This is a genomic window from Buttiauxella agrestis (genome assembly GCF_900446255.1).
In the GTDB taxonomy this organism is placed as follows: domain Bacteria; phylum Pseudomonadota; class Gammaproteobacteria; order Enterobacterales; family Enterobacteriaceae; genus Buttiauxella; species Buttiauxella agrestis.
In genome coordinates this window covers 2,890,627-2,915,494 of sequence record NZ_UIGI01000001.1, presented here as the reverse complement: position 1 = coordinate 2,915,494, position 24,868 = coordinate 2,890,627, and the positions used below count along the sequence as shown (strand labels likewise).

Here is a 24,868-nt window from a genome sequence, read left to right as displayed (position 1 = left end):
TAAATAAACGATTAAGGTTTAAATTTACTGGCTGGTTTTATTAGCATATTCCTGTGCCGAAGAAACTTTAGGCAGATTCTTTTGCGCCGCTTTTATCTGTCGCTGCTCCACACTGCGTGCCGCCAACGGTGTGAGGAAGGCCGCAATAACGCACAGTGCGCCAATCATCAGATACCCGGAAGACAAATTAATGTGCTGCAACATCAGACCCATTGCGACCGGGCCGACAAACATGCCGACAGAATAAATGGTCTGGAATAAGCCCATGCGCGTTGATTGTTCATCTTCAACCGTATTCACCACGCTTAACGACATAAACACAGCGAACGCCATACCAAACGAGAAACCCGCCATCGCCTGTAAGAAATAGATGAGGTACATATTGCTGGTGAAAGGGATGCCGATACTGGAAATCACTTGCAGGATAATGCCAATAACGGCGGTGTTCACCAGCCCCAGGCGTTTATAAAACACCGAACTACACATCGCTATCGCCAGCGCGTAGAAGATCAAATGGATATTACTCAGCAAGGTCAAAATACCTGCTTTCGCGCCGAGCTGTTGGGCATAAATAGGGGTCAGCGTATCGCGGGTGGCGAAAGGCACCAGAATAACAATGGTGGCCAGCAGGCCAATAAACCATACGGAAGAGTCCGCGAGCTGGCGCTTCGCACTATTAATACAGGCTTTAAGCGTGGGTGCGCGGGCAGCATCGTGAAATTCTTTAATGCGAAACGTGAGAATCAATGCCAGCAGCGCCGAGACGCTTGAGACAAAATAACCGATGTTTTTGTCAAAAAAGTGGATTAACACGCCACCAATACAGTTGCCGAGGAAAACCCCTAATGGCCCGGCAAGTGCCAGTAATGCCACAGCAGCAGGCGCATCCTTTTTATCAAAATAGCGAATAAACAGGATGTTATACAAAACCCAGGTCGCCGCAGTGAATCCGTCGGCGGCTTTCGCCAGGTATAACGTCACGGCAGTGGGTTCCAGGTAGGCTATCGGCCATGTCACCATCGGTAACAGCAGGCTGATCTGGATAAATATTTTTCGGCTCTTCACCACGTCCGACAAAATGCCAATCGGGAAACGGATAAATAACGTGGCTAATCCACTGGCGCCCATAATCATTCCCACCACTTCTGGCTGCATTCCTTCGCTGATTAACATCGGGGCGAGGAAGGCATCGATACTGTGGATGCAAATGAAGAACAACACGCTAATGGTAAAAAACAGTCTGACTTCGGATCGACTAAAGAGTGCACGAAACATGTGGTGAACCTCTTAAATATTAATGGGTTATAACCAATCAAGTACGGCATTAACCGGTGCAATCCTTTGTCGCTAACTTGCGTCACCGGTAAAACTGACGGCGTATTTTTTGTTTTCTGCATACGTATTCAAAAGTTGAAGTTACGAAAAGGTTTCAATTTTGTAAAGGCAGATAATGTAAATGTGAAAAAAATAATTTTGTCTGTTGCATACGCATGCAAAGATGGTGTAAGTATAAAAAACAGGCATTCCAGAGGGATGTGGATAAGGACTACCAAATCATGAAACGTAAGACTTTTGGCCCCGTGACTTCTCAGCAAGTGGCGCAAATAGCGGGAGTATCACAATCGGCGGTATCGCGCACTTTCACGCCTGGAGCGAGTATTTCTCCGGCAACGCGTGAAAAAGTGCTGAAGGCGGCGCGTGAATTAGGCTATCGGCCAAATGCCATTGCCCGCTCGTTGAACACCGCCCGCTCAAGGATTGTGGGTGTGGTGATGTCCTATTTTGATAACCAGTTTTACCCGCAGGTTCTGGAAGCACTGGCGCAAAAGCTCGATGAGCTGAACTACCACCTGTTGCTGTTTGTGGGCGACCGCGACGGTAACGTCGACCGGATTTTCGACCAGATCATGCAATACCGGGTTGACGGGATTGTGCTGGCTTCGGTTTCGCTGTCGGTCGAGCTTTCCGAAGAGTGTGTCGCTGCCGGGATCCCGGTGGTGCTGTTTAATCGCAGCGAAGAAAATGCCACAGCCTCGAGCGTGAATACCGATAACGAAGCGGCGGCCAGACAGATTGCTGAATTCCTGCTCGCCGGGGAGCACCAGCACTTTGCTTATGTGGCCGGGCTTTCTGATTCTTCGGTCAATCTGGCGCGGCAGAGTGGGTTTATTAATACGCTAAATCAACACGGAATTAAGGATATCCGCGTGGTGCACGGGGATTACGATGCCAGGAAAACCGCAAAAGCGGCCTGGGAACTGTTTTCTTCGCCACAGCGGCCGGATGCCATTTTTGCTGCCAACGATCATATGGCGCTCACCGTGATGGATGTTGCCCGTTTCGAATTTGGCCTGCGGATTCCGGAAGATCTTTCAGTCATCGGTTATGACGATACCGGCCCTTCAGGGTGGCCGTCTTATTCTTTGACGTCAGCATCTCAGCCCGTTGATGCCATGGTCGGAGCCACGATAGCGCTACTGATGAAACAGATTGAGAGTGAAAACATTGAACCGGAACAGGTTGTGGTTCCCGGTGTGCTGGTGGTGCGTCATTCCGCAAGGCGGCCACAATTTGGCGTTATCGAAAAAGATGGGCTGTCATTGTTCCAGCCGCAGGAGGTTGAATGACCAGGTTGCCGGGCTTTAGCCCTCAGTTTGATTCTATCCAGCAGTTTATTTTGACGCTGACCCACGTGGTGTGGGAGCAAAAAGACATCGGCCAACTGGCAGATTTCTACGCCAATCCGGTGGTATTTAACACGCCGGAAAAACAGCTCAATGACCTGTCGCAATTTATGCGGCTCACGCTTGAAGCGATGCACAGTTTCCCGCAGCGCACTGTGCTAACCGAAGATATTCTTTGTACCCATTCGCCGCAGTTTGAATATTACGCCGCGCAACGCACGGTGGCCTGTATCCAGCATCAGGGCGAGGGGTTCTTTGGGAAACCTAGCGGCAAATCGATTTGGGTGCGCACCTGGGCGGATCGCGTTTGCGCTGAAGGTGCGGTGTGCCAGGAGTGGTTATTGCAAGACCGCGCAGCCATCATTTTGCAAACGGGCATGGAAGTGCGTGATTTTGCGAGACAACTCGCAGATTCACGTCGTGAAGCCGGGCTGGAAAATATCAGTGCCGAAGAGATGGACGCTCGCTGGGCGGGCGGCCCTGAAGGTGATGACGTTGACGGCCCACTTGCCGGGCTGATTGAACGCTATTTATCGATGTGGGCAGGTGGCAACAGCGGCGTGGTGCCGGGGTTATACCATCCCGCCGCAACGCTGCATGGGCCAGGCCACGTGTTGTGTACCGGCGAGCAGGCTATCGGCGGTTTTCTTTCGGGATACCGGGCGTCGTTCGCCGACAGCGAAACGCATCTCCATCATCTGGTGGTGCGCCGCGATGCCAATGAACCGGTGCGCCTCTCGTTGCGCTGGTCGCTGTTAACCTGGCACGACGGTTATGGGAAATTCGGTACGCCGACCCGTCGCCCGGTTTCTATTACCGGTATTAGCCAACTGGAATTACGCGATGGGTTAATTATCCGGGAATATCTGGGTGTTGATGAATTAGCGATATGGTCACAGATTTTTAATTAATTACATTTATTGGCGAGGATGATCTCCTCGCCAAATATCTAACCCAGGAAATAAATATTATCGCCATTTGCAGGTGAGGGATATTCCTATCCCTGAATAATGTGCGCTGACAATACCCATAGCGCAATCAAATAACGCAGGAGGTCATATGTCTTCAACTGAAACAACTAATAAAACGCCGGTAGCTTCAGAAAAAACCAATGTAAAATCCACGCGCGATGAACCTGTCTTACAAGTGGAACGCCGTGACTTTATTGATTTGGTTCCGGAGAAACGTCCGCGCGTGCAATCATTACGTGGCTTTGATGATTGTTATACGGATATTGTCGATTACATTGTGCGTTGCACCCATAAAATATGGGACGAGCGTGACGTTGGTTTAATTTACACCCACTATACCCACAACTGTGTTTTATATAATGCGCTCGGTACCATGTATAACCGCGAGCAGGTTGTGCAGGATACGTTGCAGCGCTTAATTGCCTTCCCTGAACGCCGCGGTATGGCAACGCAAGTTATCTGGAATGGTAACGACGTTGACGGTTTTTACACCTCCCACCTGGTAACCGGCACTGGTCGCCACACTCAATACAGCCATCTGGGTAAACCGACTAACCGTACGTTTGTGACCCGCACCGTGGCGGACTGCATGATCCACGAAAACAAGATTTATCGCGAGTGGGTGGTCAGCGACAACATGGCGATGATGCGTCAGTTGGGTCTGGATACCGACGCGATAGCCTACGGCATGGCGAAGGAGCAGTTCGATAAGGGCTTCCGCGTCACCGATATCGGCGAAAACCGCCGCATGGTCGGGCAGTATCCGCCAGAAATGGAATGTGACGTTTCCATTGCGCATACCGATACCGAAGAGCAGTGCCTGCGCTGGCTGCACGAAATTTATAACCGTCGCATGCTCGGCAAAATCAAAGATGTGTATGCCCCGAATGTGCAGTGGCATGGTCCGCTGATGAAAGAGTTGTACGGTCAGGCGGCGGTTATCCACCAGACGCTTGCGCTGATTGGCATGATCCCGGACGGGGCGTGGATGCCGCAGCATGTCTGCTCCAATCCTTGCGAAGAAGGCGGGACCAAAGTGGCGGTGCGTTGGATCATGGAAGGCCACCACCTGGGTTACGGCGAGCTGGGCAAACCGACCGGTGAGCACCTGTTCGTTATGGGGATGTCCCACTATCACATCGTCAACGGCAAAATCGTTGATGAATGGGTGGTCTACGACCATCTGGCTCTGCTGGCACAAATTAAACTGGGACAAATGGAGGAGTAAGAAATGGCAACGATTTCTGAGGCTGATGTTGAGTTTATTAAACGTCCGCAGGGGCAGGATGTTCAGGCGGATCGCACGCTAACCGAGACGGTGCAGAATATTATCGACCAGGTGCGCGAGCGTGGCGATGCCGCGCTGCGTGACTACTCGGCAAAGTTTGATAAAACCACACCGGACAAATTTGAAGTTTCGGAACATGAAATTGCCAGCGCACTGGCGGATCTCGACCCGCAAACGCGCAAGGACAGCGAGTTTGCCATTGCGCAGGTTAAACGCTTTGCGCAGGCGCAACTGGCAACCATGCAACCGCTGGATATCGAAACGCTGCCGGGCGTGCATCTCGGGCACCGCATTATCCCAATTCAGACCGTGGGCTGTTATGTGCCAGGCGGGCGTTACCCCATTTTATCCGCGCCGGTAATGTCAATTGTCCCGGCGGTAGTGGCAGGATGTGACCAGATTATTGCCTGTCTGCCGCCGGGGGCGCATCCGGCGATGATAGCCATTTGCCACCTTGCGGGGGCGCACCGCATCTTTAAGGTCGGTGGCGCGCAGGCGATTGCCGCTATGGCCTGGGGGACAGAATCTATCCCGGTCGTGGATAAAGTTGTCGGGCCGGGCAATGCCTTCGTTAACGAAGCTAAACGCCAGGTGTTTGGTAAAGTCGGCATTGATGCACTGGCTGGGCCAAGTGAGATTTATGTGATTGCGGATGACAGCGCAGACCCGCGAATCCTGGCTGCGGACCTGTTGGCTCAGGCTGAACATGATGTGCATACCCGCGTCGGGATGGCGACCACCAGTCCACAAATCGCCCGCGCCACGCTGGCTGAAATTGAACGCCAGCTGTCGAATTTACCCACGGCAGTAACCGCAGGTGAAGCCTGGAAACGTCAGGGCGAAATTGTGATTTGCCGCGACGAAGAACAGCTCATCGCCTGGGCAGACCATATGGCCACGGAACATCTGCAAGTGCACACCCGTGACCCACATGCGACGGCGAGCAAAATCCGTAATTATGGTTCGTTGTTCATCGGGCAAAATGCCAGCGTTGTGTTCTCTGACAAGTGCTGCGGAACCAACCATACACTGCCAACGATGGCTGCGGCTCGCTATACCGGCGGTTTATGGGTTGGTGCGTATGTGAAAATTTGCACCCACCAGTGGATTGATGACCATGGAATTGCAGCCGTCGCGCAACCTGCTGTCCGCCAAAGTCGCACTGAAGGAATGCAGGCTCATCGCCGCGCGGCGGAAATTCGTTTGTTACCAGAAAGTATTGATGCAATAACAAATGGAGAGCGTGATTAATTATTTTTTATTGGTGAACAATATAGCGCCAATTCACCTGAAATATTTTCAACTTAAGTTTTATTAATGTTTATTGTCTTGCTTAGGTTGTTTCTTAACGACATTATTATCCTGAAAGGGATGGGCGGTAAATGAATTACCCCCAGGTGTTATAATTAATCATGGATTTGGATTATGCTGTCACTGGAAATGGAAGAAGATGTTGTCCTGCGGGTAAAAGGCATGGAAAAAATGCTTGAAGGAATTGTCCGCGAACTCAAAGCCAACAAAGGCGTTGTTGATGAGTTTATAAGGGATGACATCGCAAGGTTCCGGCACTGTTCAAAAGATGTCATAACACACCATACACAGGTTTCGCGCAACGTTCGTAAAAGACTGGAAGACGTTACCATTCATTCTCAAAAACGTGTGCGTAAAACGGCGCAGAGCAATTTGTTATATGGTGTTTTGTGCGGAATGTCTTTCTGCATGTTGCTTCAACTAATGTAATTAATATCGTGTATTAGGGGAGAAAGTTTACTTTCTCCCTTTTTTATTGCGCGGAGTTATAGTTTTAAAATCAAGTGTCCTGTGCAATGTATTTATACATTTCAGCTGTTAGAGGAAGATGCAGGTTGATATTTTTATCGGGTAAGACGCTATTAAACCATTGATCATAAAATGACTTAAAATCATGGCGCTTGAACCGATCAGCCAGAGAGGCATCGACTATTTTTTTGAATTCTTGATCGTCATAACGGAGCATGATGCCCAGATTTTGCGGCGTACCCAGCGTCAGATCTGACATCTGATAATCTTCAGGATGTTCACTACTTTCAATCAGTTCCTTAAGCGAAACCTCATTCGTTGCTGTCGCAAAACTCTTATGCTGAGTCATAGTAATAAAGGCATCTTTCATTGTCGGTTGAGTCAAAACAAATAGATTAAGATTCTGTACCCGATTCAGGGTATTAGCACTAATTAAGTCTGCCGTTCCCTTGGTTACACTGATTGTTCTGCCCGCTAAGTCTAAAAAAGTATGAATATTCGTACCGACAGGGGTACCGAATCGTGTCTGCACTAACAGATAATGGCGGGAGAACGAAACGACGCTTCGGCGTTTTACGGTATCCGTATTAACCGAACAATCCATATCAATCACATTATGTTTTAGCATCGTGATGCGCATGGATCTGGGCACAGGAATATAGTTAACTTCCAGATGATTAATGTGCAGGTTCTTTTTCAAACTCTCTGTCACGTTTTTGCATAATTCAATGACATACCCAACAACATGTCCATCACCGGTTTTATAAGAATAGGGCGGCGCATCACGATAGCCAATATTGATGATTTTATGGCTGGAAATTCTTTCCAGCGTAGGCATACTCGGTTCTGCTTTCACCGCAGTTACGGTAAATAGCATAAACAAACTTAATATATAACTCAGGAATTGTTTGGGTTTCATGTATGGACTTTATAGTTTGTCTTTCTCTTCGCTGTTCACATCAGCGAAAAATAGTTAATAAGCGTAAGGATCAGACGATGAGATTATCTGCTTCAATTCTGGCGATAATGGCAAGTTGAGCGTGATCCCTTCAGGCATTATCGGCTGCAAAAACCATTTGTTATAAATCGTGGTGAAATCTGAACTGCGCAGCAGATGTTTCATTGAGGTATTAATAAGAGCGGTAAATTTAGGATTACCTTTCTGCATCGGCATGGCAACGGGTAGCCGTGGACTGAGAGAGTCCGCAGAAATCCTGAATGCTTGCGGGTGTCCAGAAAGCGCTATTTGTGCAAGCAGTAATACGTCGCTGGAGACAATAACCGGCGTTCTGCCACTTTCCAGTTCGGTAAAGGCTTTCATATTGTCGGTGCCGAGATCAATATTGAGCGACAGCTGGTGCTGGGCGTTCGCTTCCTGGATATGTCTGACAAACACTGTACCGCTTTTCACGATAACCGTATGGCCGTTCAGCTCTTCAATATCCGTAATATCATCTTCCATACGCGACACAAAGCGGGTCGCTGAGAAGAAATACGGTTCAGAAAAGGTCACGATTTTTTGCCTTTCTGCCGTGTAAATCGTGGGGATGCAGCCCATATCGATGCTTTTATTTTTGATGGTGATAAATTGCGTGGCAGTGGTAACGGGAACCCATTTGATGCGAAGCTCAGGAAGCTTTAACTCCTGCTTAATCATGCCGATCAGTTTATGGCAGATATCAATGGAATAACCTTGTGGCTTATTATTTTCGAAATAAGAATAAGGAAATACATCTGTCTGATAACTCAGCGTGATGGTTTTGCTTTGGATGATGCGAGACAAAATGTCTTCCGCGTGGCCGCTCGAAGGAATGAGCATACCAAGGGAAAATAGTAATGCTGCAGCGGCAGACATTGATGCTTGATATAAATTATTGATTAGAAGTGACATTGTTGTTCCATTTTCTCTTGCTCCAGTTCTGCCACTACATTTGAATTTTCTACGGCTCTGCCAAAGTAAAAACCTTGCGCCGTCATTTTTACGCCACCCAGTGAGAGCAAGAATTCATACTGTTGCTGGGTTTCAACGCCTTCAGCGGTCACTTTCAGCCCACGTTGTAGCGCGTAACGAACCAACATACTCACTAACGCCTGCCTGTCCTCGCACTTATCGAGCATATCAATCAGTGGGCGGGCAATTTTGATATGGCTGAACGGGAAAATAATTAAGTAATCGAGCGTGGCAAAGCCAGTGCCGAATCCATCGAGCACAATTCCGATGCCCAGCGCCTGAATGGCATTGAGAATGGGAAGAATAATCTCTCTGTCCAACGGCTCAGAACCGGTAATTTCTATTTCCAGACGAGCAGGATCCAGGCCGCTGTCGCGCAAGGCATTCCGAATGGTGTCTAAAATTCTCGGGTGGCGAAGCTGGTGCGGGGAAACATTCACTGAAACGGTTTTCGCTACCGGCCAGTTAGCCGCATCTATGCAGGCGCTGCGTATCAGCCACTCACCAAGTCTTGCAATCAGCCCTATATCTTCAGAAACCGAAATAAAATGATGGGGTTGCAGTTGTCCGCGAACCGGGTGTTGCCAGCGGACCAGCGCTTCATAGCCTTCGCTGCGGCAATTATCAAGGCTGACAATCTTTTGGTAGTGCAGGAAAAACTCATTATTTCTGATGCCGTTCTCAATTTCCTGACTAAAGAGCAGGTTATTGGAAGGGTTCATCGTCATACCCGGAGAATAGAAATGGAAACAATTGCGGCCGAAACTTTTAGAGGTGTACAACGCAAGATCGGCATGGGCAAATAAATCTTCACGGGTGTTTCCATGTTGTGGAGCACAGGAAATCCCGATGCTGCCACTGATAGAAAACGTATTCCCGCTACAGGTGAACGGTTCGTTCAGCGTCGCCAGCACTTTTCTTGCCAGCGTTTGTGCTTCAAGAATTGAGTCGCGTTGCACTTCCTGAAGAATGGCAAATTCATCGCCGCCCAGGCGAATGGCCATATCTTTTTCACCGATAATGGCGCACAGACGTACTGATGATTCAATAAGGAGTTCATCGCCAACCACGTGGCCGTAAGTATCATTAACCGGTTTGAAATTATCTAAATCGATGAGCAACAGATTGAAAATTCGGCCTTCGGTTCTCAATTTTATCAGCCGCTCGTCGATAGAATTTCGATAAGAAACCCTGTTAGGCAGCAGCGTCAAAGAGTCATGATACGCCATGTACTCCATTTTTTGCGCCATTTCCTGCATCCGTTGCAGATAACCCCGGTCAACCATAGCCACACGAAGTTTTTCAATGGCTTTCGCCAGTTCACCGATTTCATCATCCTGGGTCTGGAAAGGGGTGACCTGGTCGGTTTTTTCATCCGCGATAAGTGAGACGGCTTGAATCAGACGTGGAACGGGGCGAAAGAGATTACGCACCAGCCAATTGACCACCACAACCGTAATGCCGAGGATTAAAATCAGCATCAGTAGGGTATTTTTCAGCAATGCATTGTGGGTGGCAAATAGCGCGTCCCGTTCTCCGATACTGCTTACTACGGCACCGAGTAACTTTCCTGAGGGGTCTACAATAGGAATCGAACCGACGAAATACTCTTTGCCGCCAATATCCGCGAAGCCGCGATAATAGGCCGTTAACGCTGATCTATTGGCGGTATCCGCAGCGGTGGTGATTTTTTGCGAGATGTCGTCCGTGTTATTGAGGTCGGTAAAACCGTGTTTCTTGTCATACAACAATAACCAGGTTGGATTATGAGTTTGTGTTGATACCAGAGTGAGCATATCGGCCGGGTTAAATCCGGTTTGGATAATGGTTTCATCATCACTGAGCGGTCGTTCGGATTCAATAGAAACCACTTGTCCTTCGTGGTTGGATGTAACCGTGGTGGAGGTGTAAATATTACGAATAATATAACTGGTGATTTGAGAATTGGTGGCGGCTTGTTTGTACCATTGTTCATGCGAAATACGGTTTACTTCAAAAACTCCAGCGCCAGAACCGATGCCATAGGCAATTAAAATCCCTAGCATCAGATAGATAGCAACTTTTCCGGTAATTGAATGATACCAATGATAATCCCCACGCAGCTGGGGTTCCTGTTCGCAGACAGGTGCAACTTCATGTTGAATGAGCTCTTTAACAACCATTTTTTCTATTCGTACTCTTTTATAAGCGATTAAAGAAGGCTCGAAAGGAATTCTCAATGAGATAAATTATCGTTTTTATTTGTTGTTTGTATACAGCTGTACTTTAATATGTTGTTTAATTGATGTTAGCGCAATGTAGGTTTCTATCGATTTGTTCGATTTATGAGAAATGCGCTTTCATTTAATTAACAGGATTATAAAGTTGGCTAATTAATGCGTCAACGATAAATATTAACACAGCCCTGTTGCTGTTCGTGTATTTTTACTCAACTATTTATTCAAGTCTGGACAATAAAATCCAGAGCGTTATGAATAAAAATAGGTGTCATGCCCGGCTAAGTATTTGTTTCTAAAAGTTCGCATAATTGGCTTAAAGGTTGTGGGCGGTGAAACAGGAAACCTTGTGCTAAATGGATTCCACAATTTTGTACAATTTGATGTTCTTCTTCGGTTTCCACCCCTTCAATCAGTACAATACTGCCCGAGGTTTTGCATAACTGCACAACATGATGGAGAAACGCTTCGCCTCCTTCTCGGGCTAATCCCAGCACCAAAGTACGATCCAGCTTAATTTTATCCAGTTCATATTGTGTCAGATAGGATAAGGTTGAATAACCCGAACCAAAATCATCCAGCGCTATTTTGATACCAAACTGGCGCAAGACAGCCAGAACCTCAATCACTTGCTGAGGTTCTTTCACTTTTTGCGATTCGGTAATTTCCATTTCCAACTGCCAGCCAGAAGGCAACGTGTTACGGAGCAACTTACTCACCACGCTCAGGAAATTAGGTTCAAGCAGCGTTTGCGGAGAAATATTTACCGAAAGCGTCATGCCAGGAAATCGTGAAAATTCGTGATGAATCACTTCAACGGCATTTTCCAGTACCCAAAAATCAACTTCGGGCATCATGCCAATACGTTCATAATATTTTAGAAAATACGGTGGCGTAATTTTACCATCATCACTTTGATGACGAAGTAAGACTTCCATTGCCACTATTTTCCGCTCATCGAGAGTGATTTGAGGTTGAAACCACAAAACAAAATTACCACTATTTTGCAGAGCGTTAATATGACGTCTTGCTTCAATATATTCATTTACCTCAGAAAGGTAATGATGCGGCGATTCTGCCTCTCGATGACCCGGCACCGTCAATTGGAACTGATTACCTTTTAGCGGAACAAATCGTTTTTTGCCGCACGGCAAGGCGATTTCTTTATAATCACGCTTTTCCATATAGCGCAGGAAAGGCCAGTAAATACCTATTCCTGTGCCAATGAGCAATATCTGGAAGAAGACCGCGCTGAATGCACCATTGGTGGCAAGCCATGAATTAATGAGGGCCGGTGTTGCCCAACCCACCAGTTGCTGCGCGGGCGGGATAATGTGCCACAGCGTGGCGTAGTAAGCGAGGACGTAATCTACCGCTGGAGTCATCAGAAAAGGGACGAACATCACGGGGTTGAGCACCACGGGCACGCCAAAAATCAGCGGTTCATTGATGTTAAATATCGCCAGTGGCAGTGAGACATTAATAAGATGACGGTTAGACGGATTGCGACTGATTAATAAGCAGATTAACAGGCTTAACGTGCCACCGCATCCGCCGGATGCACACCACATCTCATAAAAAGTAATACTCAGGATATTTAAAGACCCATGGCCGGCTTTCCATGCGTCCATGTTAGATATCGTATTGTTCATGAATCTGAACCCGATATCCTGGAAAATATAAAACCCGTGGATACCAAAGAACCAGGTAAATTCACGGATCATTTCATACAGCAAACCATGAACAAAGCCATCAGGATAAATGGCGATGGAAATATCTTTTGTTAACCAACTGCTGGCACTTAATATAATATGCCCAATAACAATCAGCGAGGTTAGCCTGGCAATGAAAAAAAGATAATATTTTTGCCGACTTCCAGTTTAATTGAAACTTATTGGTTCTAAATAAGGTGATGTTTCTTTCAAGTATTAAACTTGTGAAAATAGCGGAGAGTAGGGCGACGGGCAGGCTAACGCCAAAGAGAAAATTAGCTTCATGATTATTTTCAAGACCAGTAATTCCAAATAGTACCGTCAGGCTAAGAGAAATGCTGAGCATGATTGAAAGGCGATATCTGACGGCCCATTGTAATGAAAAGATAATATTTAACAAAACAGGCAAAAAAATAAGCATGTTTTGTTGCAAATCACCTAACCATTGAGAAATTTTTACCCAATGAAAATTCAGTGCTAACGTCCCTGCAACAATAACGACGCCGCGTAAGACTGAAAATGGCATAATAGCCATGGTGCAACTCAGAACCGCTTGCGAAATACGATTATTAATAAAGGCTACTTTTAATTGATGAATGATACTTTTCGTGTTTCTTATGATTATATTGTGATTCATTCGTTGCTTAGTTGTGGGTTGAGTTGTTATCGGTGTGGCAAGAACAAACTCTACTATATCACTATAATTAATGCGGAGATAATGCTAATCAGTTTGTTTTATAATGGCGCCGCCAACCAATATCCATTTTTACACATTATTTGTGGCTGCTCATGTCCATGAATATTTATAGCTGATTAATGAGCAATTTCAGCTGCGCCACAATATCTGTCGGTGTCTCATTCTGTGGGAAGGGATAAGTCGACTCGCGAATGACGAGGCGAGTAGGAAGCAGCTTCAGTATTTTTTGTGGTGACGGCGATTGCGCCATCAGCGATGTCACGATTTCCACCGCACGTTTGCCGAGCAGATCGAAATCCTGCGCCACCGTTGTTAACGCGGGCTGGAAGAAGAGGCTGTCTGCGGTATCGTCATAACCCGTCACTGAAACCGCATTTGCGCCGCTGCGTTTAAGTTGCGCCAACGCGCTTAATACACCTAAAGCCATTTGATCGTTGGCGACGATAATGGCGCTGATGCGAGGATTGGCATGAATCAGTTCAAAGGTTTTTGCCCAGCCGCTGCTGGCACTCCAGTCACCCCATGCTGTTATGGCATTGCTGACGCCAAATCGATGAAGTGTTTCACGCCAGCAACCCAGGCGCAGACGGGCGGAAATCGACTCCGCCGGACCTGCTAACAGACCAAATTGTCGGTGTCCCAGTTCCCACAAATGCTTCACGCAGGCGCCAGAACCGTCCTGGTGATCGAAGCGCACACAAGAAATGTCAGTCTCCGGCGGAACATCCAGAAATAAACAAGCCAGATCGTCATTTTCCCGCGCCAGTTGTTCCGCGAGCGTGCTCTCAAGTGGCAGATTCGCAATCACGCCGCGAATGTTTTGCGCCCGAAATTCGTTAAGCACTGCCTGCAATGCTTCATACTCCGCCCCTTTTGGCATCGCGACAGAAACCTGCAATTGCTGTTCTTCGGCGTGACTTTTTATGGCCGCGGCAATTTGTGACGGCGCATGGTAGGTGAGAGACGAGGTGATGAGCCCGAGCGCAGGCATCGTTTTACCCGCCAGTAATTGAGCGGAACGGTTCGGCACATAGTGCAGCACGTTCATCGCATGCAGCACTTTTTCACGGGTACGAGACGACACCAAATCCGGGCTATTCAATACCCGCGAAACCGTCTGCTGAGACACGCCTGCTTCACGCGCCACATCATTTAATGTTGCCTGCCGAGTGCTCATCGCATACCCCTTTTTGTTCGCATAATGCGGCGCAGATTGGGTTGCGTCAAGCCAGCGATACATGAAATGTATAGCGCTAACATTTATTGTCATGCTCACGACAGAAATGTTGATTAATCGACCGCTTTTGCGATCGTGCTTAAAATTGATAAAACCTGTGTTTGCCAGTGATGCGGATTCTCTGCCTAAATTTGCTCAATTGTATTGCGCATAACATTTTAACGACTACAGGTGAATCAGCATGACGCAAAGTTCGGGCACCTTTGACCCAGAAGCAGAGTTTGCAGCAATTCTTAACCGCCGTGACTGGCAGCAACAGGCGGTGACGCAGATTAACCGTTTACCGGCACACCCGCAGTTCAGGGCTTGGCGGGATATTACGGCAGCGCGTGACGAGCATGTATCGCCACAGCATCGATCGCTTGATGGCGACTGGCAATTTAGCTGGCGGGCTAAACCACAGGCTGTTGAAGCCAGTTGGTTACAGCGCGATTTGGCGGATGCACGTCCTGTTACCGTGCCGTCGAACTGGCAAATGACCGGCGACGATGCGCCGATTTACACCAACGTGCGCTATCCCATCGAAACTACGCCGCCGTTTGTGCCGGAAGAAAATGCCACCGGATGTTACACCCGTACGGTGGATATTTCCGACCCGTGGCTGGCATCCGGGCAGACACGCATTATTTTTGACGGTGTGAATTCCGCTTTTCATTTGTGGTGTAACGGCAAATGGGTGGGGTATTCGGTCGATAGCCGTTTGCCTGCCGAATTCGATTTGACCCCGTTTTTGCACGGCGGGGAAAATCGCCTGTGTGTAATGGTGTTGCGCTGGAGTGCCGGGACCTGGCTTGAAGATCAGGATATGTGGCGCATGAGCGGTATTTTCCGCTCGGTTTCACTGATGAATTTGCCGGAAATTCATCTGACTGATATGCAGATAACCCCCGAACTGGATGCGTTGTATCGCGATGCGGCGCTCAATATCCACATCGCGGTTGCGGCTCCCACCGCGTGTTTATCCGAACTGGAAGTGGAAACCACTCTCTGGCAGGGAAATCAGCAAATTGCCGCCATTCGCCAGCCTCTTGGCACGCCGATGATCGACGACCGGGGCAATTACGCCGAGCGCGCTTATCTCAGGTTGCCGGTTGAGCGCCCACTGTTGTGGAGCGCGGAAACGCCGCATTGTTATCGCGCCGTTGTGGCGGTGTGGAAGGGTGATGAGTTGATTCAGGCCGAAGCGTGCGACGTGGGTTTCCGCCAGGTCGAAATCAAAAACGGGCTGCTGCGGGTGAACGGCAAACCGTTGTTGATTCGCGGCGTTAACCGCCATGAACACCATCATCTTCGCGGCCAGGTCGTGACCGAGGCCGATATGGTGCAGGACATTTTGCTGATGAAGCAGAACAACTTTAATGCCGTGCGCTGCTCTCATTATCCTAACACCGCGCTCTGGTATCAGCTTTGTAACCGCTATGGTTTGTATGTGGTTGATGAGGCAAACATCGAAACTCACGGCATGGTGCCGATGAACCGTCTTTCTGATGATGCCAGCTGGCTGCCTGCCTACAGCGCACGCGTCACGCGCATGGTTCAGACTAACCGCAACCATCCGTGCATTATTATCTGGTCTTTGGGCAATGAGTCCGGCTACGGTGCAAACCACGACGCGGTTTACCACTGGCTGAAAAAAAATGACCCATCGCGCCCGGTGCAATATGAAGGCGGCGGCGGGGATACGGCAGTCACCGATATTATTTGCCCGATGTATTCGCGCGTTGAAACGGATTTGATTATTCCGGCGGTGCCGAAATGGGCGATTAAAAAGTGGATCAGCCTGCCGGGTGAGCAGCGTCCGCTGATCTTGTGTGAGTATTCCCACGCGATGGGCAACAGCCTGGGTAACTTCTCAGATTACTGGCAGGCATTCCGTGAATATCCTCGTTTGCAGGGCGGGTTCATTTGGGACTGGGCGGATCAGGCCATCATGAAAACCTTCGACGATGGTTCACAAGGCTGGGCCTATGGCGGAGATTTTGGCGACACGCCGAATGACCGCCAGTTCTGTATGAATGGTCTGGTTTTCCCTGACCGCACGCCACATCCTTCACTGTTTGAAGCCAAACAAGCGCAGCAATACTTCCAGTTCGAGTTGATTAGCCAGCAGCCGCTTAGGGTGCGAGTCCACAGTGAATATTTGTTCCGCGATACCGATAACGAAACGCTGCAATGGCGTATCGAGGCAGCGGGGCTGCCGGTGCTAACCGGGCAGGAAAAGCTGACACTTGCAGCCGAAGCCAGCGTTGAGCTGACACTGACTGAAAACCTGATTCTTCCTGCCGGAGCAAAAGATGTCTGGCTGACGCTTGAAGTGATTCAGCCTCACGAAACGCCGTGGTCAGCCGCCGGGCATCGCGTGGCGTGGCAGCAGTTTTCAATCGCCGCACCGCTGGTTTTGTCCGCCAAACCTGCGGCGACCAATGCGCCGGTACTCACCACATCCGCAAGCCGATTTACCGTGCAGGCCGCAGGCCAGCAGTGGCAAGTCGATCGCGCCACTGGCTTACTTTGCAGCTGGTTGAAGGGCGGTGACGAGCAGTTGCTGCAACCGCTGCGTGACAACTTTGTCCGCGCCCCTATCGACAACGATATCGGCGTCAGCGAAGTGACGCGCATCGATCCGAATGCGTGGGCGGAACGCTGGAAAAGTGCCGGGCTATATCAACTGGAAAGGGAGCGCGTGCGTTGCGAAGCGACGCAATTTGGCGATGATATTGTGGTGGTCAGCGAATGGCGATATCACAATCATCAAGGTGTGGCGATCGTGAGCTGCTGGCAGATGCGCTTTGATGGCCTTGGGCAATTGCATCTTACCGTGACCGGAGAACGCGCCGAAACCCTGCCGCCGCTGCCTCGTGTCGGCGTGGTTTTCCAGGTGAAACCGCAGAGCGAAGAGGTTAGCTGGCTGGGACTCGGGCCGCATGAAAACTACCCTGACCGTCGTAATAGCGCGATCTTCTCTCGCTGGGTATTGCCGCTAGATGAGATGAGCACGCCGTATATCTTCCCAACGGAAAATGGATTACGTGGTGGAACAAAATCGCTCGACTGGGGGATCTGGCAGGCGCGCGGGAATTTCCATTTCTCTGTTCAACCCTGGAGTATCGAACAGCTGATGACGGTGACGCACTGGCACAAAATGGTGCCAGAAGACGGGGTCACTATTTCGCTCGATGCCCATCATATGGGCGTAGGTGGAGATGATTCCTGGACGCCATCCGTGCTGAAGAAATGGTTGTTACTGGATACACAATGGCACTATCAACTGACTCTTAGCCTTACGTAGGTCGGATAAGCGCAGCGTCATCCGACACCACAGACGCAAGTGGTGGATGACGCTAACGCTTATTCCCCCTACAAAAAACGTTTATCAGCCTTTGTCCCTCAATCCATAAATAATAATAACTGGAAATACCCTATGAAACTGTCAGCGTTGAGTCGTCGGGAACACCATAATTTCATCTATTTTATGCTGTTCTTCTTTTTCTATTATTTCATTATGTCTGCCTACTTTCCGTTCTTCCCGGTATGGCTTGCGGACGTAAACCATCTGACCAAAACCGAAACCGGCGTGGTGTTCTCGTCGATCTCGTTATTCGCTATTATCTTTCAGATTGCTTTTGGATTAATTTCCGACAAGTTAGGACTGCGGAAACATTTACTGTGGTTCATCGTCGTGCTGTTGGTTCTGTTTGCGCCGTTCTTTATCTACGTTTTATCGCCGCTATTACAATTCAATATTTATCTGGGGGCGATGGCAGGCGGGATCTACCTCGGTTGCGTTTTTTCCGGCGGTTCTGGTGCGGTGGAAGCGTATATAGAACGTGTCAGCCGTCATAACCGTTTCGAATACGGCCAGGTGCGCGTATCAGGCTGTGTGGGCTGGGCCATTTGCGCCTCGTTGACCGGTATCTTATTTAGCATTAACCCGAATATTACCTTCTGGATTGCCTCCGGTTTCGCTCTGGTGCTGGCGGTACTTTTACTGCTCTCAAAGCCCGATCCTAAAACGGAATCTGAACTTGCCGAGACGGGCGTAAATAAAAAACAGGAATTTTCTCTGCATATGGTGGTGGAATTGCTGAAGATGCCGCGCTTCTGGGCATTTTTGTTGTACGTGATTGGCGTGGCCAGTATTTACGATGTGTTCGATCAGCAGTTCGCTAACTTCTTTAAAGGCTTTTTCTCATCGCCGCAGAGAGGGACTGAAATATTTGGTTTTGTCACCACTGGCGGAGAATTACTGAACGCCACGATTATGTTCTTCGCACCTTTCATTATTAATCGCATCGGGGCAAAAAATGCCTTGCTGGTGGCGGGCGTGATTATGTCTGTGAGGATCATTGGCTCCTCGTTTGCCACGACCGGCACTGAAGTTATTATTCTGAAAATGCTGCATATGTTTGAATTGCCATTCTTGCTGGTGGGAACCTTCAAATATATCTCTTCGGTATTCGATCCGCGTTTGTCGGCGACGCTCTTCCTGATTGGTTTTAACTTATCCAAACAGCTTTCTGGGGTTGTGCTCTCAACCTGGGCGGGTTCAATGTATGACTCGGTGGGCTTTAGCCAGGCTTATCTGACGCTAGGTTTGATTACCGCCTGCTTCACGGCTATCTCATTCTTTACGTTGCGTAATTCGCCGCGCAGCCAGTTTTTGACGCCGGAAGTGAGTAAAGCCTGATCGGTTTTATTTGGCGAACAGTAGCCACCGCAGTATCACACTGCGGTGGCTTTCTTTTATCGGACGTTCAGAGAGTAAAGGGCGGAAATACTTCCAGCGGTATTGACTATCTCCAGTTTGACCTGTTTCGCACTGATGGCCTTTGGCAACCGATGCTCACAAACGGAGTGGCGGTTGTCGGTCACTTCTGCCAGCAAAGTGTTATCGGCCCACAAACGATAGTGAGTTACACAATGCGGCGTCACCGCCAGGGCGTGGCCCATTTGTACCGTTTCCATGGCGTTATCAAAATCGTTATCAAACACCAGCGTCAGGGCATGCAAAGTGTGAGGCTGTTCCCAGCGCCAGGTCACGGTCGGTAAGCTATCGCCCGCGGCAGGTACCCATGCATTGGTGTGCTGTTCCGGGCGCAAACGGCCGTTGACCAGGTTTTCTGTTGCGAAACAACGCAACGGTGAAGCGAGGCGCAGGGCCGGCAGCATTTGATTTGGCTGGCGGCGCGGTAACCAGAAATCGAACTCATCCACGCCAAAATCGCCATCAGCAACCTGACGCGTATGTTTCGCCACCCTGGCGTTCAGGCTGTTAAATACCGTCATAATGCCCGGAAGACGCACGTCGGTCAGTGCGATGTCGATGTGCTCATTACGCTCAAAAGCGATAAATACATATTCATCCCGCGAGCTTTGATAATCAAACTGCACGCTATATTCGCCCGCTTCAAGGACCGTTATTTCCCGTTCATCCAGCGGCATATCAGGGGTGAAATTACCGGCGCGTTGGCTGCCCAGCAGGCTGATTTTAAGCGACTGTGATGAGTCGGTACGCAAAGAGAAATTGAGCGCGGGTAAGGTTTCACCGGCTTTAAGTGGAAGCAATAACGCCATGCGTTCATTCAAGGGATTCCAGGTACCGTTTGCGGGCAATTCTGTAAATTGCCATTCGCTGCTGGTCGTTACGTTCGCACCCTGCGCCGGGTCGCTCAACCATTGGCGCGGGATATAACAGCCGGTTTGTTGTAGATGTTGTTGCAGCGAGCCGATGCGGCTCTGGTCTGCCAGTTGTGGCGCATTGATTTGCTGCTGGTGGCACAGTGCCGCCGCACGACCAACCACTTCGCCCAATAAGCCACAGGTACACATCACGCGTGCACTGCCAAAAGCCACGTGCGAGGCAGAAATCAGGCGCCCGGTCAGGAACAGGTTTTCCATCGAACGGCTGTATAAGCTGCGATAAGGAATGGTGTAAGTGCCTTTGCTGTGGAACTGGCGGCAGCCGTCGTGCTTGCTGTAAACACCATCCGCCGGATGAAGGTCAATCGACCAGCCGCCGTATCCGACGGCGTCGTAGTGATCGCGCTGTTCGATAATATCTTGCTGGCAGAGCATATGGTCGCCGACAAAACGGCGGCTTTCACGTTTGCCAGGGATTGCTCCAACCCATTCGATGGTCATGTTTTCTGCCTCCGGAAATTGTCCGGAGTTTTTAATGTAATCCCAGACGCCCCAGACTATTTTCCACAGCTCCCACTTAATTTCTTCGCTGTCATGAATGGTATCCAGGCGGCCGCCCCATTCCAGCCACCACAAATCACAACCGTTAAGCGTGGAGGTCAGGCGCGTGTAGCGGGGGATTTCTTCAATATCTTTCAGCGCAAAAGTGGGCGGGATGAAGTTAACCGGCGCGCTGCCTTTTTTGGTATAGAAATAGATTGAGTGCCCAAGTTTGTGGCCGAAGTTATCCCCCGGCGCCATTTTTTCATCAAACTCTTCCGGGTCTTCTGCCCCTACGCGGTATTCAGCCCCGGCAAGATGCCCCAACACACCGTCGCCGGTTGCATCGCAAAATTGTGTGGCGGCAATGTCATAAAAGGTTTCGTTAATGGCGTTGAACCCTTTGGCGCGCGTAATGCGTTTACCTGCCGTCTCGACTTCGTATAAAGCCGTATTGAGCAGCAGCGTCAGGTTAGGTTCGCTGCGGGCCATATCTAACAATACCAGGTCAAACATCACCGGATTGCCTTCTTTATTGCGGTAAACGTTCTCCTCCATGATTTCGCCCATAATCCCGCCTTCACGCGACCAGCGGTTATTGTTGCCCATGTGAGAGGTGGCACCGTTGGCCCACAAACGGACTTCGCTCGATGCATTGCCCCCTAAAACCGGGCGGTCCTGAACCAGAACTACCTGCAAGCCATCCCGTGCGCCAGCCAAAGCTGCACACAACCCGGCAAGACCGCCACCGGCGACCAACAAGTCTGTTTTTAATTGTTGAGACGGAAATTCCCGGGCGTTGGTTTGCTGAAAAATTTGCATAAAGTTTGTTTCCTATAAAACTGACGATAAAATCGTGGTTCTTAAATTAATGTGAAGCGCGCTATGTCATCACAACCGAATCAAAGTCTTATCGACGGTATCCGTTGCTTGCAGTATCTGGTGACCAGTGGCCGGGCAATTGGTTGCCGGGAACTGGCGCGCCTGATGGGCATTAATGCCACTCGTGTTAACCGCCTGTTGATGACCATGGCGGCGATTGGCCTGACCCAACAAGATGAACAGCGCCGTTATTTGCCAGGCCCGGGTATTCACGCCCTGGCGGCGCAGGCGATTCGTGGCTCTGCACTGTTCTCCCAGGCATTGCCGTTGCTTGAGCGCCACGCGCCAAAAGACATCGTGGTGGCGCTCGGCGTGCTGTGGGAAGACCAGGTTATCTACATCTATCACTCCGAACCGGGTAGCCAGGTGAGCCAGGCGCTGGCGGGTTTCCACACGCTCCCGGCATGGCAGTCGGTTATCGGCATGGCTTTGCTTGCTGCAGAAACAGACGAGGCGTTGCAGTCGCGTTTCTCGCCAGAGCGTTGGCAAGAAATGGCCCCTAAGCTCGCCCAGCAACGTGAGTCCGGACATGTTGTCTGGCGGCACGAAGACGGCGAGCTGTCGATGGCCCAGCCGCTCGGTGCGCATAATGCAGCTATCGCTTTTGCCGGAATGTGGGACGCGGATGAACAACAGATTGCTCCGCGCCTCGCTCAGCTCAATCAACTCACCGCGCAACTCGTGACCCCTGCGGCTTAGTTTCTTGCGGCGCGTCCAGATCGATGCGCCCAACCACAAACAGGTAAGAGCAAATTCCAAGCCCTGCAAGAATGGCGATGAACATCAGTGCCGGGGCAAAGTTATGCCCGTCAATTAAAGCGCCAATCGCAATCGGTACCACGATGGATGACAACGCGCCGGTAAAGTTAAAGACGCCGCCCGCCAGGCCAATTAAATGGCGCGGCGCGAGTGCCGTTACAAACACCCAGGTGATGGTGGCAAGGCCGTTGCCAAAGAAAGCAATCGACATGAAAAGAATGATGAATGTCGGGTTGTCGGTGTAGTTGGCGCCGAGGATAAACAGCGTTAAAGACATGCCAAGAATCACCGGCGCTTTACGGGCGAAGCTTGCACTAACGCCGCGTTTTATTAGACGGTCTGAAACAAATCCCGCCAGCAATACCCCGAAGAAGGCCGCCAGATAAGGTATTGAGGCGATATAACCGGACTTAATAAAATCCATATGGCGATATTGCACCAGATACGTCGGGAACCAGGTCAGGAAGAACCAGAAGGTGGCGGAGATGGTGAACTGCCCGAAGTAAATGCCAATCAGTTTGCGGCTGCTGAACATCAAGGCCAGGTCGCTCCAGGCGAACTTACGTTTGGCGGCTTCCTGTCGGCTTTCCAGAATCGCGCCGCCCTGGCGAATATGATCCAGTTCTGCTTGTGAAACGCTTTTGTGTTCAAGTGGTTCGCGATAGAGGCAATACCACACCACCGCCCAGACCATCCCGACGATACCGGTAATCAGAAACAGACCGCGCCAACCGTAAAGCTCCTGCACATGGAACAGCAGCGGCGTCATGCAGGCCAGACCAACAAACTGCGCGGAAGAGTAAATACCAATGGCGCTGGCGCGTTCGTTTTCCGGGAACCAACTGGAAATCACGCGGTTATTGGAGGGCATGACCGGTGCTTCAAAAGCACCCACGCCCAGACGCAAACCGACCAGTCCGCCAAAACTATTGGCAATCGCATGCAGCGCGGTTATCAAAGACCAGATGAACAACCCGACGCCGTAAACAATGCGCGAACCGAAGCGGTCGATAACAAAGCCGCCCGGAATTTGCAGCGCGGCGTAAATCCAGCCGAAAGCTGAAAACACCAGCCCCATTTGCAACGGCGTGAACTGTAAATCTCCCGCCATTTGCGTGGCAGCAACCGAGAGATTGGTGCGGTCCATATAGTTAATAATGATGTTGATGAAAACCAGCCCGAGCACCAGAAATCGGACACGCCCGGTGTGTTTTACCTTTGCGGTAGAAAGCGGTTGTTCTGCCATATCAATGTTCTCTTTGTTTTTGTTCTCACGGCCTGTTTCGGAAACAGAGTGGGGTTTTTTATCTTTCTGTGTTTCTTTTATAGAAACAATAAGGCGTAAGCAAAGAGAAATCGCCTGAATTGTGATCAGAGTAAAATTTATGGGGTGAATGAATCAGAGAAATGAGCGGCGAGGAAGTACTGCGCTGGGGCAAGAGTTTCCCCGCACCAGGTCGGGCGGGGAAAGGGTTTAAGACGGGGCGATTACTCCAGGGCTAACATGGCAAAACTGGCTAACCAGTGCCCGCCGCTGTAATGGCTGCCGACCACATGATCAAGACTGGCGTCGAGATGGCGGGTTATCGCCTGTTGCAAGGCTGGCTGGGCAGGGTGTTCAGCCGGTAATGCCGCCGCAATACGTTTAAAGCACCATGTGCGGCTGAGATTCAGGCCATCGAGATGCGCGATTTTTGGGTCGGTGCGGTCACTGACAACGGCCGGATGCATCAGCGCATTGATGCTGGCGATTTCTGGCAGATAACGGTCAAACCAGCCTGGGAAGTCCGTGCTGACCTGGCTCATCAGCAACGCTTCGCAGAGCGCACCGGAAACGTACTCATCGCCGCCCGGTTCATAGTGAGCCGGATAATTGACATCATGCTGATAGAATCGATTTGCTCCATCAATGATAGCCGTCTCGAGTTCCGTATCGTGGCGCGAACGGGCGTAGTCCAGCCCTAACGCCAGGGCAAAAGCGGTGTTGTAATGCGTACCGACGCGAATCGGGTAGGTGAGTTTTTCCAGGTAGCCTATCAGGCGCGCACGAATATCCTGTGTCAGCGGCTCAAGCAGAGCGGACCAACGTTTTGCCTGCGGCAGAGTCGATTCCGCCAGTTCTTGCGCCAGCGCCAGTAGCCAACCGTATCCGTAAGGGCGCTCGAACGACGCGCGGAACGGGGCAGTAAAATAGGCCAGTTCGCGGGCCACGTTAGCTTCGGTAACGTGTTCATCAAACAGAGAAATGATTGCCTCGCGGGAAGGCAGTTCAGGGAAACGGCGCAAACAACGCAGCAGCAACCAGTAACCGTGAACCGCCGAGTGCCAGTCAAAACAGCCGTAAAAAATCGGGTGTAATTCCCGGGGCGGCAACACGTCACCATCATCATTGAGCAAATGCATGATGTGATTAGGATATTCCTGGCGTAAAAACGTCAGCGGCATGTTGGCAAATGCTTCAGCCTGAATCGGGCTTAATGACATAAAAAAACTCCTTTGATATTCATCGTTT

The 24,868-nt window shown here is 49.9% G+C and carries 18 protein-coding genes; 8 read left to right on the top strand and 10 right to left on the bottom strand.

Going from position 1 to position 24,868, the window contains the following annotated elements; all coding sequences use genetic code 11:
• Window positions 1-24 precede the first annotated feature (24 nt).
• Window positions 25-1,275, bottom strand: coding sequence for an MFS transporter (locus DY231_RS13845; RefSeq protein ID WP_115629126.1), 1,251 nt, complete (start codon window positions 1,273-1,275; stop codon window positions 25-27).
• A gap of 281 nt (window positions 1,276-1,556) precedes the next feature.
• Between DY231_RS13845 and DY231_RS13840 the strand changes: the two genes are divergently transcribed.
• From DY231_RS13840 to DY231_RS13820, 5 genes are all read left to right on the top strand, one after another.
• Window positions 1,557-2,627, top strand: a complete 1,071-nt coding sequence (locus DY231_RS13840; RefSeq protein ID WP_115629124.1) for a LacI family DNA-binding transcriptional regulator — start codon at window positions 1,557-1,559, stop codon at window positions 2,625-2,627.
• The gene (locus DY231_RS13835) at window positions 2,624-3,595 is read left to right on the top strand and encodes a nuclear transport factor 2 family protein (RefSeq protein ID WP_115629121.1); all 972 of its coding nucleotides are present in this window, start codon (window positions 2,624-2,626) and stop codon (window positions 3,593-3,595) included. The genes DY231_RS13840 and DY231_RS13835 overlap by 4 nt, the downstream gene beginning before the upstream one ends.
• Window positions 3,596-3,743: 148 nt before the next feature.
• The gene (locus tag DY231_RS13830; protein WP_115629107.1) at window positions 3,744-4,883 is read left to right on the top strand and encodes a nuclear transport factor 2 family protein; all 1,140 of its coding nucleotides are present in this window, start codon (window positions 3,744-3,746) and stop codon (window positions 4,881-4,883) included.
• A gap of 3 nt (window positions 4,884-4,886) precedes the next feature.
• Window positions 4,887-6,194 carry a histidinol dehydrogenase gene (gene hisD / locus DY231_RS13825; protein WP_115629105.1) on the top strand — a complete coding sequence of 436 codons (1,308 nt, stop codon included), beginning with the start codon at window positions 4,887-4,889 and terminating at the stop codon, window positions 6,192-6,194.
• A 174-nt stretch (window positions 6,195-6,368) separates the two neighbouring features.
• Window positions 6,369-6,683, top strand: a complete 315-nt coding sequence (locus DY231_RS13820; protein WP_034494879.1) for a hypothetical protein — start codon at window positions 6,369-6,371, stop codon at window positions 6,681-6,683.
• A gap of 70 nt (window positions 6,684-6,753) precedes the next feature.
• On the opposite strand, the gene DY231_RS13815 is transcribed toward DY231_RS13820, so the two are convergent.
• From DY231_RS13815 to DY231_RS13790, 6 genes are all read right to left on the bottom strand, one after another.
• Complete coding sequence (locus DY231_RS13815) at window positions 6,754-7,641, bottom strand: transporter substrate-binding domain-containing protein (protein WP_115629103.1); 888 nt, start codon at window positions 7,639-7,641, stop codon at window positions 6,754-6,756.
• A gap of 54 nt (window positions 7,642-7,695) precedes the next feature.
• Window positions 7,696-8,613, bottom strand: coding sequence for an amino acid ABC transporter substrate-binding protein (locus DY231_RS13810; protein WP_115629101.1), 918 nt, complete (start codon window positions 8,611-8,613; stop codon window positions 7,696-7,698).
• Window positions 8,601-10,835 carry a bifunctional diguanylate cyclase/phosphodiesterase gene (locus DY231_RS13805; protein WP_115629099.1) on the bottom strand — a complete coding sequence of 745 codons (2,235 nt, stop codon included), beginning with the start codon at window positions 10,833-10,835 and terminating at the stop codon, window positions 8,601-8,603. Before DY231_RS13805 ends, DY231_RS13810 begins: the two co-directional genes overlap by 13 nt.
• Before the next feature lie 335 nt (window positions 10,836-11,170).
• Window positions 11,171-12,697 carry an EAL domain-containing protein gene (locus DY231_RS13800; RefSeq protein ID WP_256682710.1) on the bottom strand — a complete coding sequence of 509 codons (1,527 nt, stop codon included), beginning with the start codon at window positions 12,695-12,697 and terminating at the stop codon, window positions 11,171-11,173.
• Complete coding sequence (locus tag DY231_RS13795; protein WP_147295647.1) at window positions 12,642-13,136, bottom strand: hypothetical protein; 495 nt, start codon at window positions 13,134-13,136, stop codon at window positions 12,642-12,644. The genes DY231_RS13800 and DY231_RS13795 overlap by 56 nt, the downstream gene beginning before the upstream one ends.
• A gap of 268 nt (window positions 13,137-13,404) precedes the next feature.
• Window positions 13,405-14,475: a LacI family DNA-binding transcriptional regulator gene (locus DY231_RS13790; protein ID WP_115629093.1), complete on the bottom strand. Its 1,071-nt coding sequence runs from the start codon at window positions 14,473-14,475 to the stop codon at window positions 13,405-13,407.
• Between the two features lie 241 nt (window positions 14,476-14,716).
• Here DY231_RS13790 and DY231_RS13785 point away from each other — a divergent pair, with 241 nt between their 5' ends.
• Window positions 14,717-17,824, top strand: a complete 3,108-nt coding sequence (locus tag DY231_RS13785) for a beta-galactosidase (RefSeq protein WP_115629091.1) — start codon at window positions 14,717-14,719, stop codon at window positions 17,822-17,824.
• A gap of 132 nt (window positions 17,825-17,956) precedes the next feature.
• Window positions 17,957-19,222, top strand: coding sequence for an MFS transporter (locus DY231_RS13780; RefSeq protein WP_115629089.1), 1,266 nt, complete (start codon window positions 17,957-17,959; stop codon window positions 19,220-19,222).
• A 56-nt stretch (window positions 19,223-19,278) separates the two neighbouring features.
• Here DY231_RS13780 and DY231_RS13775 read toward each other — a convergent pair whose 3' ends face one another.
• Window positions 19,279-21,537, bottom strand: a complete 2,259-nt coding sequence (locus DY231_RS13775) for an FAD-dependent oxidoreductase (protein WP_115629087.1) — start codon at window positions 21,535-21,537, stop codon at window positions 19,279-19,281.
• Window positions 21,538-21,600: 63 nt separating this feature from the next.
• On the opposite strand from DY231_RS13775, the gene DY231_RS13770 reads away from it, so the two are divergent.
• Window positions 21,601-22,296, top strand: coding sequence for an IclR family transcriptional regulator (locus DY231_RS13770; protein WP_115629085.1), 696 nt, complete (start codon window positions 21,601-21,603; stop codon window positions 22,294-22,296).
• Here DY231_RS13770 and DY231_RS13765 read toward each other — a convergent pair.
• Window positions 22,265-23,602, bottom strand: a complete 1,338-nt coding sequence (locus tag DY231_RS13765) for an MFS transporter (protein WP_115629083.1) — start codon at window positions 23,600-23,602, stop codon at window positions 22,265-22,267. The genes DY231_RS13770 and DY231_RS13765 overlap by 32 nt on opposite strands.
• Window positions 23,603-23,844: 242 nt before the next feature.
• Complete coding sequence (locus DY231_RS13760; RefSeq protein ID WP_115629081.1) at window positions 23,845-24,840, bottom strand: DUF2891 domain-containing protein; 996 nt, start codon at window positions 24,838-24,840, stop codon at window positions 23,845-23,847.
• Between the last annotated feature and the right edge of the window lie 28 nt (window positions 24,841-24,868).